Origin of the sequence: Williamsia sp. D3, from assembly GCF_000506245.1 — a bacterium.
Classification (GTDB): Bacteria; Actinomycetota; Actinomycetes; order Mycobacteriales; family Mycobacteriaceae; genus Williamsia; species Williamsia muralis.
In genome coordinates this window covers 95,210-109,728 of sequence record NZ_AYTE01000018.1, presented here as the reverse complement: position 1 = coordinate 109,728, position 14,519 = coordinate 95,210, and the positions used below count along the sequence as shown (strand labels likewise).

Below are 14,519 nucleotides of genomic sequence, written 5' to 3'. Positions count from 1 at the left end.
TTGTCACACGAGTAACAACGGTGTCATTCCGCGAATGCGGTCTTCTCCTGCTCGGCGGTCCCGAGAAGCTCCTCGGCATGAGCACGGCCGGTGTCCGAGTCACCCAGGCCGGCAAGCATGCGAGCCAGTTCGGCGATGCGTTCGTCGCGGTCCAGCACCTCGACCGAGCTGGTGACCCGGCCGGCCTTTCCGCCGCGCGATTGCGCACTGGTCTGCTTGCCGATCAGCAGATGGTTGTCGGCGAAAGCCGCGACCTGCGGGAGATGCGTGACGACGATGACTTGATGGGCTCGGGCAAGTCGCGCCAGCCTGCGGCCGATCTCCACCGCTGCCCGCCCACCGACGCCGGCATCGACCTCGTCGAACACCATCGTCGATCCTCTGCCCTGACCTGCCAGCACCACTTCGAGTGCCAGCATCACCCGCGACAGTTCACCGCCAGATGCCGACTTCGCGATGGGACGAGCAGGCGCGCCCGCGTGTGCACTCAGGCCGAACTCCACTCTGTCCACACCATGTGATCCGGCATGCACCTGCTGTCCGGAGACCTCGATGGACCGGCGATCGCCGTCGGTGGCCACGTCGGATCCCACCGAGACCTCTAGTTGCGCATCCCCCATCGCCAACCCGGACAGCTCTGAACTGACCTTGCTGGCAAGCGATTTGGCCGCCTTCACCCTCACCTTGGTCAACTTGACCGCCGCAGCGGCGACGTCGTCTCTCGCGGCGGACACCCGGGCGGCGAGCTCGTCGAGCGACTCCGAGGAGTCGCCGATCTCGGCCAGCCGCGACCGGGCGGCCTCGGCCCATCCGATGACGCCGTCGATATCCGGTGCGTACTTGCGGACCAGCGACTTGAGTTCGGCCTGCCGTTGGAGCAACTGCTCGAGTTCGGCAGCGTCTGTGGGCAGACCGGAGACGAACGAACTGAGCTCTTCCCCGATGTCACCGACCACGGTCAACGCTTCTTCGACGCGCGGCAGCAGGGTCCGCAGTGTGTCGTCGTTGATCGCTGCCAGCGTCGTCCGGACTGCACCCAACCCGTCGAGTACCGACGATCCGGTCCCCGCGTCGATCTCCGAACCTGCGCCCGTCACCACGTCCAGCGCCGTCACCGCAGCGTTGCGGATGGTCTCCAGATCACTGAGCTGACGGACGGTCGTGGCGATCTCTTCGTCTTCCCGCGGTTGCGGAGCGACCTTGTCGATCTCGTCGAGTCCGAACCGCAATCGGTCTGCTTCCTGGGCAATCTCTCGCGAATTGGCCTGTCGATCGCGTAGCTGGTCGGCGAGGGTGATCCACCGTTCGCGCGCCTCGCGATAGGCCTTGAGCGGTTTGGTGACCGCCTCGGCCGCGAACCGATCGAGTGCGTCGCGCTGGTGCTCGGCCCGCAGGAGCCGCAACTGGTCGTTCTGCCCGTGAATGGCAAGCTGTCCGCTGGTGAACTGCCCCAGCAGCCCGACCGGGACCGACCGTCCACCCAGATGTGCCCGCGAGCGGCCGTCGGCGTTGACGGTACGGACGGCGATGACGGTGCCATCCTCGTCGAGTTCTGCCCCTGACGAGTCGAGCACCTCCGCTGCGTCCGGGCCCGTCGCCCGGAACCGGCCTTCGACAACCGCACGTGCTTGCCCCGATCGCACGCGCCCCGCATCGGCCCTGGCACCCGACAACAGATGCAGGCTGGTGACAACCATCGTCTTGCCTGCACCCGTCTCACCGGTCAGCACCGTCAAACCCTCGTGGAACTCGGCACCGGCCTTGTCGATGACACCGAGGCCACTGATCGAGATCTCTTCGAGCACTACAGCTGCCTCCCCCGCCACCCGGTGACCGGTAGCTGGAACTTACGGACCAGACGATCGGCGAACGGGTCCGAATCGATGCGCACCCAATGCACCGGTCGCTCACCACGAACGACCTCGATCCGACCTCCAGCCGGCACGTCGATGTTGCGGCGACCGTCGCACGACAAGAGCGCATCCTGCCCACGGGCCAGTACCTCCACCGCGACCCGCGACTGAGGGCTGGTGATCATCGGCCGGGCGAAGAGTGCGTGCGCATTGGACGGCACCAGCAGGATCGCCTCGAGGTCCGGCCACATCACGGGTCCGCCCGCCGAGAACGCGTAGGCGGTCGATCCGGTCGGCGTGGACACCAAGATGCCGTCCGCCCCGAACGCCGAGACCGGTCGTCCGTCGACCTCGGTGATCAATTCCAAAACCCCTTGCCGCGAGAGGTTCTGGATGCTCGCCTCGTTCAGTGCCCAGCTCTTCGCGATCACTTCACCGTCGACGTGGACGCAGACGTCCAACGTCATCCGGTCTTCGATCTCATAGTCGCGGCGAATCAGTTTGCCGATCACTTCATCGACCCGGTTGGCCTCCGCCTCGGCCAGGAAACCGATGTGCCCGAGATTGATTCCGAGTACCGGCGCCCCGACGGGGTGGGCGAGTTCGGCAGCTCGCAGGAACGTGCCGTCGCCGCCGAGCACGATGACCACCTCGCAACCCGCCGCGGACTGCTCGTTGCCCGCGGTCACCGCGACGTCGGCGCCGATCTCGCGGAGCTCGGCGGGATCGAGTGGATAGACCGTGCCGAGATATTGGGGGCCAGGATGGCTGGGCATGGTGTCGTGGTCGATCACCCGCAGTCCGACGCCCGCCTCGGCGCATCGTTTGGCGATCACGGCCATGGTCTCGTGGACGTTGTCGCGTCCGGTGTGGGCGACCACCAAGAACTCACGTCCCGATGCCGCCGGTGCGGCGTCGTTGTGGTCTGTCACTGGGGCCCTTCCTCGATTGCCTGGGCTATCGCCGCGCGTACCTCGTCGTCCACCGTCACCGGTTCCGACTCGCTCGCTGCAGTCGACTCTTTTCGCAGCCACAGGAAGTATTCAACATTGCCCGACGGTCCTGGCAGCGGGCTGGCAACCGCACCGAGCGTGCGAAGCCCATGCCCCGCTGCTGTCTGGGCCACGGCAGTCACCGCTTCTGTACGTAGAGCCCGATCTCGCACGACTCCCCCTGATCCCACCCGGTCTTTGCCGACCTCGAACTGCGGTTTGACCATCGGAAGCAGGTCCGCTCCCTCCTGAGCGCAGTCGGCGAACGCTGCGAGCACCAGGTTAAGGGAGATGAACGACAAGTCGGCGACGACAACCTCCACCGGACCGCCGATCTGCTCGGCAGACAGGCTCCGAACGTTGGTGCGGTCACGGACGTCGACGCGCGGATCGTTCTGTATCCGCCAGATGAGCTGGCCGTACCCGACGTCGACCGCGACCACTTCGGTAACTCCACGGCGCAGCAACACGTCGGTGAAGCCGCCGGTGGACGCACCGGCATCCAGGCAACGTTTGCCCGCTACCGATAGTCCGAGCGGTTCGAAGGCGTCAAGTGCACCAAGGAGCTTGTGGGCGCCCCGTGAGGCCCAGCCTTCGTCGTCGGAGTCGGCTACGACGATCGGGGCACCGAGGTCGACATTGGTGGCCGGCTTGGAGGCGACCGTTCCGTTGACCTTGACGCGGCCGGCTTCGATGAGTGCTCGGGCGTGGTCACGAGACCGCGCTTCACCTCGCCTGACCAGCTCGGCGTCCAGCCGGGCTCTACGCGCCATGAGAACGGCACTCAGACACGATCGACCTTTTCGAGGGCCTCGGTGAGTACCGTGTGCGCTCTGTCCAGCAGCTCGGCCTGCCGGGCGAGCTGGTTCAGACCCATGCCTTCGGCGTCGTCACTGGCCGCGACTTGATCGGCCTGCTCGAGCAGGTCTGCCACCCGCTCCCGGATCTCACCGAGGTCGACGTTGGATGCAGGTTCGACAGGAGCCGGCCCGGGTCTGGGGCCGGGCCTGGGACCTGGGATGGGGCCGGGGCGGGGATGGTTCATCGCCTGCCAAGGCTAGTCGATTGTTAGCGTCGAGTGATGACGTCCACCACTGACGGATCGCCGTCCCACGCACCTGATGCCCGTGTCCTCCGCCGTGAGACGCAATTGTGTATCTCCCTGTCGGGGCGGCCGAGCAACATCGGCACCAAGTTTCACAACTATCTGTACAACGAAATCGGGCTCGACTACGTCTACAAGGCGTTCACGACAACAGATCTGCCCACTGCCATCGGAGGTCTACGAGCCCTCGGCATCCGCGGTGCCGGAATCTCGATGCCCTTCAAGGAGGAAGTCATCGAGTTGGTCGACGTGATGCATGATTCGGCCGCCGCAATCGCTTCGGTGAACACGATCGTCAACGAGGACGGTGTCCTCCATGCCTACAACACCGACTATCAGGCAGCAGCAAATCTGTTGCGCGACAGCGCGATACCGAAAGACTATTCAGTAGCGATCGCCGGTAGCGGAGGGATGGCCAAAGCGGTGGTCGCCGCTCTCCGCGATGAGGGATACCAGAACACCGTCGTGGTGGCCCGCAACCGTGACGCCGGTTCCGCGCTGGCAGAACAATATGGCTTCACCTGGCAACCCGACCTCGGCGCGGACCGCCCACACCTACTGGTCAATGCGACCCCGATCGGCATGGCAGGCGGCCCCGACGCTCACGGCCTGCCCTTCCCCACCGAGGTTGTCGAGGCAGCACAGGCCGCGTTCGATGTGGTCGCGATGCCGTCGCGCACCCCACTCATCGCGGCGTTCGAGAACCGACCCACCATCACCGGCGCACAGGTGATCGCCCTGCAGGCGGCCGAGCAATTCGTGCTGTACACCGGTGTGCGCCCGACCGACGAACAGATCGCGGCCGCATCCGAGTTCTCTCGGAGCTGACCGGTCCGCACTCAGCTCAGGAGACCGGCACCCATCAGAGCGGCTTGCGCTTCTTCTTCGGCGGCCTCGACGGTCCAGCGAGCACGCGACTCCTGTGACCACGCGGCATGGAGCACCGCGTAGAGAACCGCGCTCGCGTCCGCACCGTCTTGAGCGACCACGGTCAACGTGCCGTCCAGGACACTGACGTGCCATCCGGGGCGCGGGCCGACGACAACATCGTCCGCCGCGGCGTTGAGTCCGCTGAGATCCGCCGACACGAACGTAGGGCGCTGCGCCTCCGGAGCATTCAGCGCATCAACGGCGGTGCTGACCCCGGTGAGGACAAGCAAGCTGTCCGCCTCGATGGCGTTGGCGCCTTCGATATCGGTGTCGAGTCGGTCGCCGACCACCAGCGGCGTCTTGGAACCGCTGCGGTTGACCGCGTCGATCATCAGCGGTGCCGCAGGCTTTCCGGCGACCTGCGGTTGCTGCCCGGTTGCGTTTGCCACGGCGGCCACCATCGAACCGTTGCCGACGAGGAGTCCGCGGTCGGTCGGAAGCGTGGCGTCGACGTTGCAGGCAACCCAGCGGGCGCGGCCCGGATCGCCAGGGCAGCCTCGGAGAGATTGGACCAGTCGGTGTCCGGCGAATGTCCTTGCACAACAGCGGCCGGACGATCGTCGGCGCTTCGTGTCACCCCGAGGCCTGCAGATCGGACCTCGTGGACGAGTGCGTCGGTTCCCACGACCAGGACCCGCGAACCCATCGGCAACTGTTCGGCGACCAGCCGAGCGGCAGTCTGAGCGCTGGTGACGACCTCATCGGGTTCGGCGGCGAAACCGAGATCGCGCAGGTGCGCGGCGACATCGTCGGGAGAACGGCTGGCGTTGTTCGTGACGTAGAAGTTGCGCTGGTCGCCGGCGTCCAATGCTTCTCTTGCGCCGGGGATCTCGTCTTTTCCGGCGTAGACGGTGCCGTCGAGATCCAGGAGCAGGACGTCGTAGCCATCGCGCAGGCGCGCACCCGGCTCGGCGGGCTCAGCCGGGATGAGTTTCGGGACAACGGGAGCGGGCACCTGAACAGGCTCGGCAACCACAGGAACCGACCGGGTTGTCGGAGCGGACTGGGCAAGTGTTGTCGGTGTGGAGGTCTCGTCCTCGCCGGCCAAGCCACTTTCTTCGAGCTCGGTGTCGACGCCCTCGGGGTTGCTCAGCTCCATGAGCCGTTCCTCGGCGTCGGTCGCATCGTCGTCGTCGGCGGCAGCGGCGTTCATGAACCAGGTGATCGCCTCGTCACGACGGCCGGCGGCCAGCAATGCCGCAGCATAGGCGTAGAAGTAGCGCGCGGCCTCGGTACCGACCCGAGATGGGTCGAGGTCTTTGGTCTGCAGGGTGACGATGGCCTTGTCGAAGTCGCCGAGATCGAGGCGTGCGCCCGACTCCACGATGCGCATCTCGGCAGCCTCTTCGCCCGTGAGTGCCCGGGCTTCTTCGCTTCGGGCGACATCGATTGCGCGCTCGGGCCGGCCCAGTCCACGCTCACAGTCGGCGATCATGGGCAGTAGGGCGTTCCCACCTGACATCCGGCGGGCTGCGCGCAGTTCGGACAGCGCCTCCGCCCACTCCTGGGCGTTGTAGGCCGCGAGCCCGGCGGCCTCCCTGACCATCGCGATCCGGCCGGCGCGACGACGCGCAGCGCGTGCGTGTTCCAGGGCGAGCTGAGGATCCTCGTCGAGCAGCCGGAAAGTCATGATGAGGTGCCGCGACACGGTGTCGGCGTTGGTGCGGTCGAGACTCAAGAGGTCACGGCGGACAGCGGTATCGAGATCCTGCGGCACAACGTCTTCGGGGATGAGCGGTTCGGGCGGCCGATTGGCCGAGCCGGTTCCGCGGCGTGCATCCGAGTCGTTGCGGAAGTTGCGTCCGCGGTCTGCGCCCGAGCGGTTCGATCCCCCCTGACGGTCGGATGACCGGCCACCGGGTTGATTGCCACGTCCACTGCCGCCGGTATTTCCGCCACTGCCACGGTTCATTCTGTCGTTCACGTCTGCCTCTTCGTCACGATCTCACCGCAGCGGACGGGCCGCCGAATCGATGGATTCACGCTATGTAGTTGCCTGTTGATGGCCGATTGGCCGCACGCCAGGGTAGTCGCTGGGGGCCCTCCACGACGAATTGCCGGTGACGCGCCCTCTACAAAGCAGCGATGACCTCACGAGCGGCACGTTCCCCGGACCTCACTGCGCCGTCCATGTACCCGGTCCAGTAGTCGGAAGTCTCCGTACCAGCCCAGTGGACCGGGCCCACGGGCGCTCGCAAGGAACTGCCATACCGTGTCAGCGTTCCGGGTCTGCTGACGGCCACCGGGCCACCTTGCGACCACGGTTCGAGATCCCACTTGAAAAAACGCCGTGATCTAAGTGGTTGCGGGCCTCCGGACCGAAATAGTCGACGAAGTTCTTGATGCACTCGTCGACCAGCTGTTCCTGCGGCGCGTTGTCCAACCGCCGCATCGCGTCGGCCGAGATGAACCCCATCAGGACGTGATTGCCTTCGGCATAGTTCTCGAAGCAAACGTCGATCGGGTCGCCGTTTCCGATGACCTGACCCGACAATCCCTTCGCACGCCAGAACGGCTCGGCGTACACGGCTGCGAACTTGCTGATGGCACCCATCCGGTAGCCGTCCTGTAAGCCGGTGCGCCCTGCCGGCAGCCCAGGGCTGAACTGGATTCGACCGGTGATCGCGGGCGACATGGCAACGATGACCTTCCTAGCCCGCAACGCCCCCGCATCACTCTGTACGGTCGCGAACCCACCGCCCCACGAGATGTGACGGACTGCGGCGTTGTACAGCATGCGATCACCCAGAGCTGCAGCCATTCGAAGCGGAATCAGCGCAGCACCGCCTACAAAGAGCCGCTCCTGGGCGCCACCGGAGGTACTCAGTAGTCGGATGAGGCTACCGGGGTTGGCCTCGTCTCCTGCCGCGGCAACATAATTGAAGAAGTACAGCGCCGACACCTCGTCTGGTTCGACCGACAAGGTTGCAGAACAGGCAAGGGAGAGCAACATCCTCGCGGTCGGAGACATCGACCGGGCTTCCAGCCATTGCTTCCAGGTGATCGAGTCCAGGTAGGACGCGTCAGGGTGCTTCCATGGTTCACCCACAGGGAATCGAAGCAGACCTTGCACCTCGAGCTGAGCGAGTGCGAACGCCGCCTCAGGGCTGGCCGGGTCGATCGGCACTCCCAGCGCACTCGGCATGGTGGAACGCCGGCCGCTGTTCCAGAAGACGCTGACGCCCTCGTTGTAGGTGGGCACTGAAAGAACACCGTACTCACGTGCCAACGCGGCAATATGGGTCTGTGTCGGACCCACGAACTCCGCTCCGGCATCGAGAGTGACACCTAGATTCGGTGTCGTGATGTTGTGGACACGTCCGCCGGCGCGTTCGCGGGCCTCGAGAACCCGCACCGACTTTCCGGCTCTTGCAACAGATCTCGCAGCAGCAAGACCCGACAGACCGCCCCCGACGATGACAACGTCGAGAAGCTCATCGGGGTTCATTCCCGCGTTGGATGTCCCGGCTCCGAGAACAGTGGCTCCGACGGAGACACAGATCGCCCCTGCCACCGCCGCGCCCAACAACTGTCTGCGGGTCATCCCTGCAACACTCAGGTCAGGGCGCAAATCTTCGGTGTAGGACATGGCCAGAAGTGTAGGACGCCGAATCCGGCAGTGGGTCGTTTGACCCAGTTTTGATGTAGGCAGCCAGGCGCAAGTCCGACTTAAGGCGTCATCTCACCCATCGCGGATGTGTTCGGACATAGCAAAAACGCCCCGTGTCCAACATCTTTCGATGTCAGGCACGAGGCGTTCGCGAGTTGTGTTCGGCGGTGTCCTACTCTCCCACACTGATTAGGGTGCAGTACCATTGGCGCTGGAGGGCTTAGCTTCCGGGTTCGGAATGGGGCCGGGCGTTTCCCCTCCGCTATAGCCGCCGTAACTTTATGAAACCAGTACACACATCTTCTGGCCTATTTTTTGAGATGTGTGTGTTGTTTCAGATATTGCACAGTGGATGCGAAACAAGTGTTATTTGTTTTGGTTGTAAGTCCTCGGCCGATTAGTACCAGTCACCTGCACCCGTTACCGGGCTTCCAGTTCTGGCCTATCTACCCCATGGTCTGTGGGGGGCCTTACCCCTGCTAAGAGGGTGAGAAACCTCATCTTGGAACAGGCTTCCCGCTTAGATGCTTTCAGCGGTTATCCCTTCCGAACGTAGCTAACCAGCGGTGCCCTTGGTAGGACAACTGGCACACCAGAGGTTCGTCCGTCCCGGTCCTCTCGTACTAGGGACAGGTTTCCTCAAGTTTCTTACGCGCGCGGCGGATAGAGACCGAACTGTCTCACGACGTTCTAAACCCAGCTCGCGTGCCGCTTTAATGGGCGAACAGCCCAACCCTTGGGACCTACTCCAGCCCCAGGATGCGACGAGCCGACATCGAGGTGCCAAACCATCCCGTCGATATGGACTCTTGGGGAAGATCAGCCTGTTATCCCCGGGGTACCTTTTATCCGTTGAGCGACACCGCTTCCACTTGCCGGTGCCGGATCACTAGTCCCGACTTTCGTCCCTGCTCGACATGTACGTCTCACAGTCAAGCTCCCTTGTGCACTTACACTCAACACCTGATTGCCAACCAGGCTGAGGGAACCTTTGGGCGCCTCCGTTACATTTTAGGAGGCAACCGCCCCAGTTAAACTACCCACCAGGCACTGTCCCTGAACCAGATCATGGTCCGAGGTTAGATATCCAATACGATCAGAGTGGTATTTCAACAACGACTCCACACACACTGGCGTGCATGCTTCACAGTCTCCCACCTATCCTACACAAACCGAACCGAACACCAATACCAAGCTATAGTGAAGGTCCCGGGGTCTTTTTCGTCCTGCCGCGCGTAACGAGCATCTTTACTCGTAATGCAATTTCGCCGAGTCTGTGGTTGAGACAGCAGAGAAGTCGTTACGCCATTCGTGCAGGTCGGAACTTACCCGACAAGGAATTTCGCTACCTTAGGATGGTTATAGTTACCACCGCCGTTTACTGGGGCTTAAATTCTCAGCTTCACACCGAAGTGTTAACCGGTCCTCTTAACCTTCCAGCACCGGGCAGGCGTCAGTCCGTATACATCGTCTTACGACTTCGCACGGACCTGTGTTTTTAGTAAACAGTCGCTTCTCTCTGGTCTCTGCGACCACACCCAGCTCACAACGAAAAGTTGATCACCAGACGTGGTCCCCCTTCTCCCGAAGTTACGGGGGCATTTTGCCGAGTTCCTTAACCACAGTTCTCTCGATCGCCTTAGTATTCTCTACCTGACCACCTGTGTTGGTTTGGGGTACGGGCCGTGTCGCCACTCGCTAGAGGCTTTTCTCGGCAGCATAGGATCATGGAATTCGCCTCATTCGGCTACGCATCACCTCTCAGGATATGTGAGACACGGATTTGCCTATGTCTCTCCCTACAGGCTTACACCAGTACAACCACTGACTGGCCCCACTACCTTCCTGCGTCACCCCATCGCTTGACTACTACCAGCAAAGGTCCCATGCATCCAACCAAACGAAACCCGAAGGTAACCCTTGATCTTCAGGATGGTTAGTACTGCTGATTCATCACGGACGCGACTACACGGGTACGGGAATATCAACCCGTTGTCCATCGACTACGCCTGTCGGCCTCGCCTTAGGTCCCGACTCACCCTGGGCGGATTAGCCTGGCCCAGGAACCCTTGGTCATTCGGCGGCGAAGTTTCTCACTTCGCTTTCGCTACTCATGCCTGCATTCTCACTCCCACACCCTCCACACCTGGATCACTCCGATGCTTCCATGGATGCAGGACGCTCCCCTACCCACCCACACACCTAGTCCAACTCCCGCAGGAGAAAGACGGGCTAACGTGTGAGTGCCGCGGCTTCGGCGGTGTACTTGAGCCCCGCTACATTGTCGGCGCAGGATCACTTGACCAGTGAGCTATTACGCACTCTTTCAAGGGTGGCTGCTTCTAAGCCAACCTCCTGGTTGTCTTCGCGACCCCACATCCTTTTCCACTTAGTACACGCTTAGGGGCCTTAGCCGGCGATCTGGGCTGTTTCCCTCTCGACTACGAACCTTATCGCCCGCAGTCTCACTGCCGCACTCTCACTCACTGGCATTCGGAGTTTGGCTGACGTCAGTAACCTTGTAGGGCCCATCGGCCATCCAGTAGCTCTACCTCCAGCGAGAAACATGCGACGCTGCACCTAAATGCATTTCGGGGAGAACCAGCTATCACGGAGTTTGATTGGCCTTTCACCCCTACCCACAGCTCATCCCCTCCATTTTCAACTGAAGTGGGTTCGGTCCTCCACGACGTCTTACCGTCGCTTCAACCTGGCCATGGGTAGATCACTCCGCTTCGGGTCTAGACCCGGCGACTCTAACGCCCTATTCGGACTCGCTTTCGCTACGGCTACCCCACACGGGTTAACCTCGCCACCGAGCACTAACTCGCAGGCTCATTCTTCAAAAGGCACGCCATCACCAACCAGCCACTAAAGACTGCATCAGCTTTGACGGATTGTAAGCGCACGGTTTCAGGTACTATTTCACTCCCCTCCCGGGGTACTTTTCACCTTTCCCTCACGGTACTAGTCCGCTATCGGTCACCAGGGAGTATTCAGGCTTATCGGGTGGTCCCGACAGATTCACAGCAGATTTCACGGGCCCGCTGCTACTTGGGTGTCCATATCAACAGTCGTCACATTTTCGGCTACGGGATTCTCACCCTCTACGACAGGCCGTTCCAGACCACTTCGCCTAACACAACGATTTCTCACTGTTGGCCAACCCGGCAGAATTGACACAATGGATCCCACAACCCCACGAATGCAACGCCCGCCGGCTATCACACATCCATGGTTTAGCCTCATCCGCTTTCGCTCGCCACTACTCACGGAATCACATGTTGTTTTCTCTTCCTGTAGGTACTGAGATGTTTCACTTCCCTACGTTCCCTCCACACACCCTATATATTCAGATGCGGGTAACACGACATCACTCGTGCTGGGTTTCCCCATTCGGACACCCTCGGATCACAGCTCGGTTGACAGCTCCCCGAGGCTTATCGCAGCCTCCTACGTCCTTCATCGGCTCCTGGTGCCAAGGCATCCACCGTACGCTCTTACACACTTACAAACATTATCAAAACAAAATAAAGATGCTCGCATCCACTGTGCAATTCTCAAACAACACACACCCACCAACCGGCACCCCGCAGAAGAATCTTCACCCCTCCGCGATAACAGGCACCCGCATCAGCCGGCATCATCGTTAAATCCAGAGCAAACCCACCTCACAGTGTGTTCCCTCAGGACCCAATAGTGTGTCAATGCCCCACGTCCTCGCAGACATGAGCATCAGAACCTCGCCAAAGCGAAGACCCCGACATTGTTAGCGTTTCACCCATGAGCTCCCACCACAGAACATTCGCCTGTGCAGCGGGGCCACCACGATCACACCCACTGCCGAAGCAGCAAGCGGGGCTGGTACAAAGCAACCCATCGACCGCAGTTTATGTTGCTCCTTAGAAAGGAGGTGATCCAGCCGCACCTTCCGGTACGGCTACCTTGTTACGACTTCGTCCCAATCGCCAATCCCACCTTCGACGGCTCCCTCCCACAAGGGGTTGGGCCACCGGCTTCGGGTGTTACCAACTTTCATGACGTGACGGGCGGTGTGTACAAGGCCCGGGAACGTATTCACCGCAGCGTTGCTGATCTGCGATTACTAGCGACTCCGACTTCACGGGGTCGAGTTGCAGACCCCGATCCGAACTGAGACCGGCTTTAAGGGATTCGCTCCACCTCACGGTATCGCAGCCCTCTGTACCGGCCATTGTAGCATGTGTGAAGCCCTGGACATAAGGGGCATGATGACTTGACGTCATCCCCACCTTCCTCCGAGTTGACCCCGGCAGTCTCCTGCGAGTCCCCACCATTACGTGCTGGCAACACAGGACAAGGGTTGCGCTCGTTGCGGGACTTAACCCAACATCTCACGACACGAGCTGACGACAGCCATGCACCACCTGTACACCAACCACAAGGGGGGGCCATATCTCTATGGCTTTCTGGTGTATGTCAAACCCAGGTAAGGTTCTTCGCGTTGCATCGAATTAATCCACATGCTCCGCCGCTTGTGCGGGCCCCCGTCAATTCCTTTGAGTTTTAGCCTTGCGGCCGTACTCCCCAGGCGGGGTACTTAATGCGTTAGCTACGGCACGGATCCCGTGAAAAGGAACCCACACCTAGTACCCACCGTTTACGGCGTGGACTACCAGGGTATCTAATCCTGTTCGCTACCCACGCTTTCGCTCCTCAGCGTCAGTTACTACCCAGAGACCCGCCTTCGCCACCGGTGTTCCTCCTGATATCTGCGCATTTCACCGCTACACCAGGAATTCCAGTCTCCCCTGTAGTACTCAAGTCTGCCCGTATCGCCCGCACGCTTGGAGTTAAGCCCCAAGTTTTCACGAACGACGCGACAAACCGCCTACGAGCTCTTTACGCCCAGTAATTCCGGACAACGCTCGCACCCTACGTATTACCGCGGCTGCTGGCACGTAGTTGGCCGGTGCTTCTTCTCCAGGTACCGTCACTTTCGCTTCGTCCCTGGTGAAAGAGGTTTACAACCCGAAGGCCGTCATCCCTCACGCGGCGTCGCTGCATCAGGCTTGCGCCCATTGTGCAATATTCCCCACTGCTGCCTCCCGTAGGAGTCTGGGCCGTGTCTCAGTCCCAGTGTGGCCGGTCGCCCTCTCAGGCCGGCTACCCGTCGTCGCCTTGGTAGGCCATTACCCCACCAACAAGCTGATAGGCCGCGGGCCCATCCCAAACCGCCGGAGCTTTCCACCAACACCCATGCGAGTATCGGTCATATTCGGTATTAGACCCAGTTTCCCAGGCTTATCCCAAAGTTTGGGGCAGATCACCCACGTGTTACTCACCCGTTCGCCACTAATCCACCAGCAAGCTGGCTTCATCGTTCGACTTGCATGTGTTAAGCACGCCGCCAGCGTTCGTCCTGAGCCAGGATCAAACTCTCCATGAAAACCTTCCAAAAGAACACCAATAAAGGTGATCTTCAAAAAAATATGTCCTGAAGAGATTTCACAATCCCAACCAAACAAAAACTGACACCACCACAGGACTCAAAACCTGCGATGGGATCAAAATAATATCTAACTAATGCCGGCACCACACACCATCACCAACCAAACCCCCAAAGGGCCTCATCAATGACAGAAATGCAGCACCTAAATTGGCACTAACAATCCATCGACACACTATCGAGTTCTCAAAGAACACACCCCGTACCGACTTCGACACCGTTATATGTGGTGCCATCCCGGTAAGGATATTGTTGTCTAGCTGTTGTTGTCCCCGTCTCCGTCTCCGTCTCCGAGGCAACTCTACCAGCCTACCAGCTCTGCAATCTCGGCGCAACTCCCGGTTTTGAGGCCGTTCGTGGCTCCCGAAGGTCACAGGACCTTGGGCCACCCGCGTCGATACGCTCCACTTTTCAGTGGACTCGTTTCGAACTTGGGCGGTCAGCGTTGTTCCTTCAGGAAAACATCCCGTCGGTGTTCTTGGCCGCTCCGGACTCTCGCTCTCCGGCGCCTCACTCGCTGACTTGAAGAAAGTTACGCGGG

At 61.2% G+C, this 14,519-nt stretch carries 8 protein-coding genes, 3 rRNA genes and 1 pseudogene; 1 reads left to right on the top strand and 11 read right to left on the bottom strand.

Features of this window, described 5'->3' with window-relative positions; genetic code table 11:
* Positions 1–23: 23 nt before the first annotated feature.
* The 4 genes from recN to W823_RS42280 are packed head-to-tail and all read right to left on the bottom strand — an operon-like array spanning position 24 to position 3,890.
* On the bottom strand, positions 24–1,805 hold the full coding sequence (recN, locus tag W823_RS42295; protein ID WP_023957937.1) for a DNA repair protein RecN: 1,782 nt from the start codon (positions 1,803–1,805) through the stop codon (positions 24–26).
* Positions 1,805–2,785, bottom strand: a complete 981-nt coding sequence (locus W823_RS42290; RefSeq protein ID WP_023957935.1) for an NAD kinase — start codon at positions 2,783–2,785, stop codon at positions 1,805–1,807. Before W823_RS42290 ends, recN begins: the two co-directional genes overlap by 1 nt.
* Complete coding sequence (locus tag W823_RS42285; protein ID WP_023957933.1) at positions 2,782–3,618, bottom strand: TlyA family RNA methyltransferase; 837 nt, start codon at positions 3,616–3,618, stop codon at positions 2,782–2,784. Before W823_RS42285 ends, W823_RS42290 begins: the two co-directional genes overlap by 4 nt.
* A gap of 11 nt (positions 3,619–3,629) precedes the next feature.
* Positions 3,630–3,890 carry a hypothetical protein gene (locus W823_RS42280; RefSeq protein ID WP_023957931.1) on the bottom strand — a complete coding sequence of 87 codons (261 nt, stop codon included), beginning with the start codon at positions 3,888–3,890 and terminating at the stop codon, positions 3,630–3,632.
* A gap of 36 nt (positions 3,891–3,926) precedes the next feature.
* Here W823_RS42280 and W823_RS42275 point away from each other — a divergent pair, with 36 nt between their 5' ends.
* Positions 3,927–4,778, top strand: a complete 852-nt coding sequence (locus W823_RS42275; protein WP_023957927.1) for a shikimate 5-dehydrogenase — start codon at positions 3,927–3,929, stop codon at positions 4,776–4,778.
* A gap of 11 nt (positions 4,779–4,789) precedes the next feature.
* Here W823_RS42275 and W823_RS59595 read toward each other — a convergent pair whose 3' ends face one another.
* From W823_RS59595 to W823_RS42250, 7 genes and pseudogenes are all read right to left on the bottom strand, one after another.
* Positions 4,790–5,269 carry an HAD hydrolase-like protein gene (locus tag W823_RS59595; protein ID WP_369792612.1) on the bottom strand — a complete coding sequence of 160 codons (480 nt, stop codon included), beginning with the start codon at positions 5,267–5,269 and terminating at the stop codon, positions 4,790–4,792.
* Entirely contained in the window at positions 5,212–6,804 is a 1,593-nt protein-coding gene (locus W823_RS57235; RefSeq protein WP_369792611.1) for an HAD-IIA family hydrolase, read from the bottom strand. Before W823_RS57235 ends, W823_RS59595 begins: the two co-directional genes overlap by 58 nt.
* Before the next feature lie 148 nt (positions 6,805–6,952).
* Positions 6,953–7,228, bottom strand: coding sequence for an FAD-dependent oxidoreductase (locus W823_RS59590; RefSeq protein ID WP_369792610.1), 276 nt, complete (start codon positions 7,226–7,228; stop codon positions 6,953–6,955).
* 74 nt (positions 7,229–7,302) lie between these two features.
* A pseudogene (locus tag W823_RS42265) lies at positions 7,303–8,328 on the bottom strand (flavin monoamine oxidase family protein); the annotation flags it as partial.
* 321 nt (positions 8,329–8,649) lie between these two features.
* Positions 8,650–8,766, bottom strand: a 5S ribosomal RNA gene (gene rrf, locus W823_RS42260).
* Positions 8,767–8,867: 101 nt separating this feature from the next.
* Positions 8,868–12,004, bottom strand: a 23S ribosomal RNA gene (locus W823_RS42255).
* A gap of 392 nt (positions 12,005–12,396) precedes the next feature.
* Positions 12,397–13,918 (bottom strand): 16S ribosomal RNA (locus W823_RS42250).
* Together the 16S, 23S and 5S rRNA genes form the textbook arrangement of a ribosomal RNA operon.
* Between the last annotated feature and the right edge of the window lie 601 nt (positions 13,919–14,519).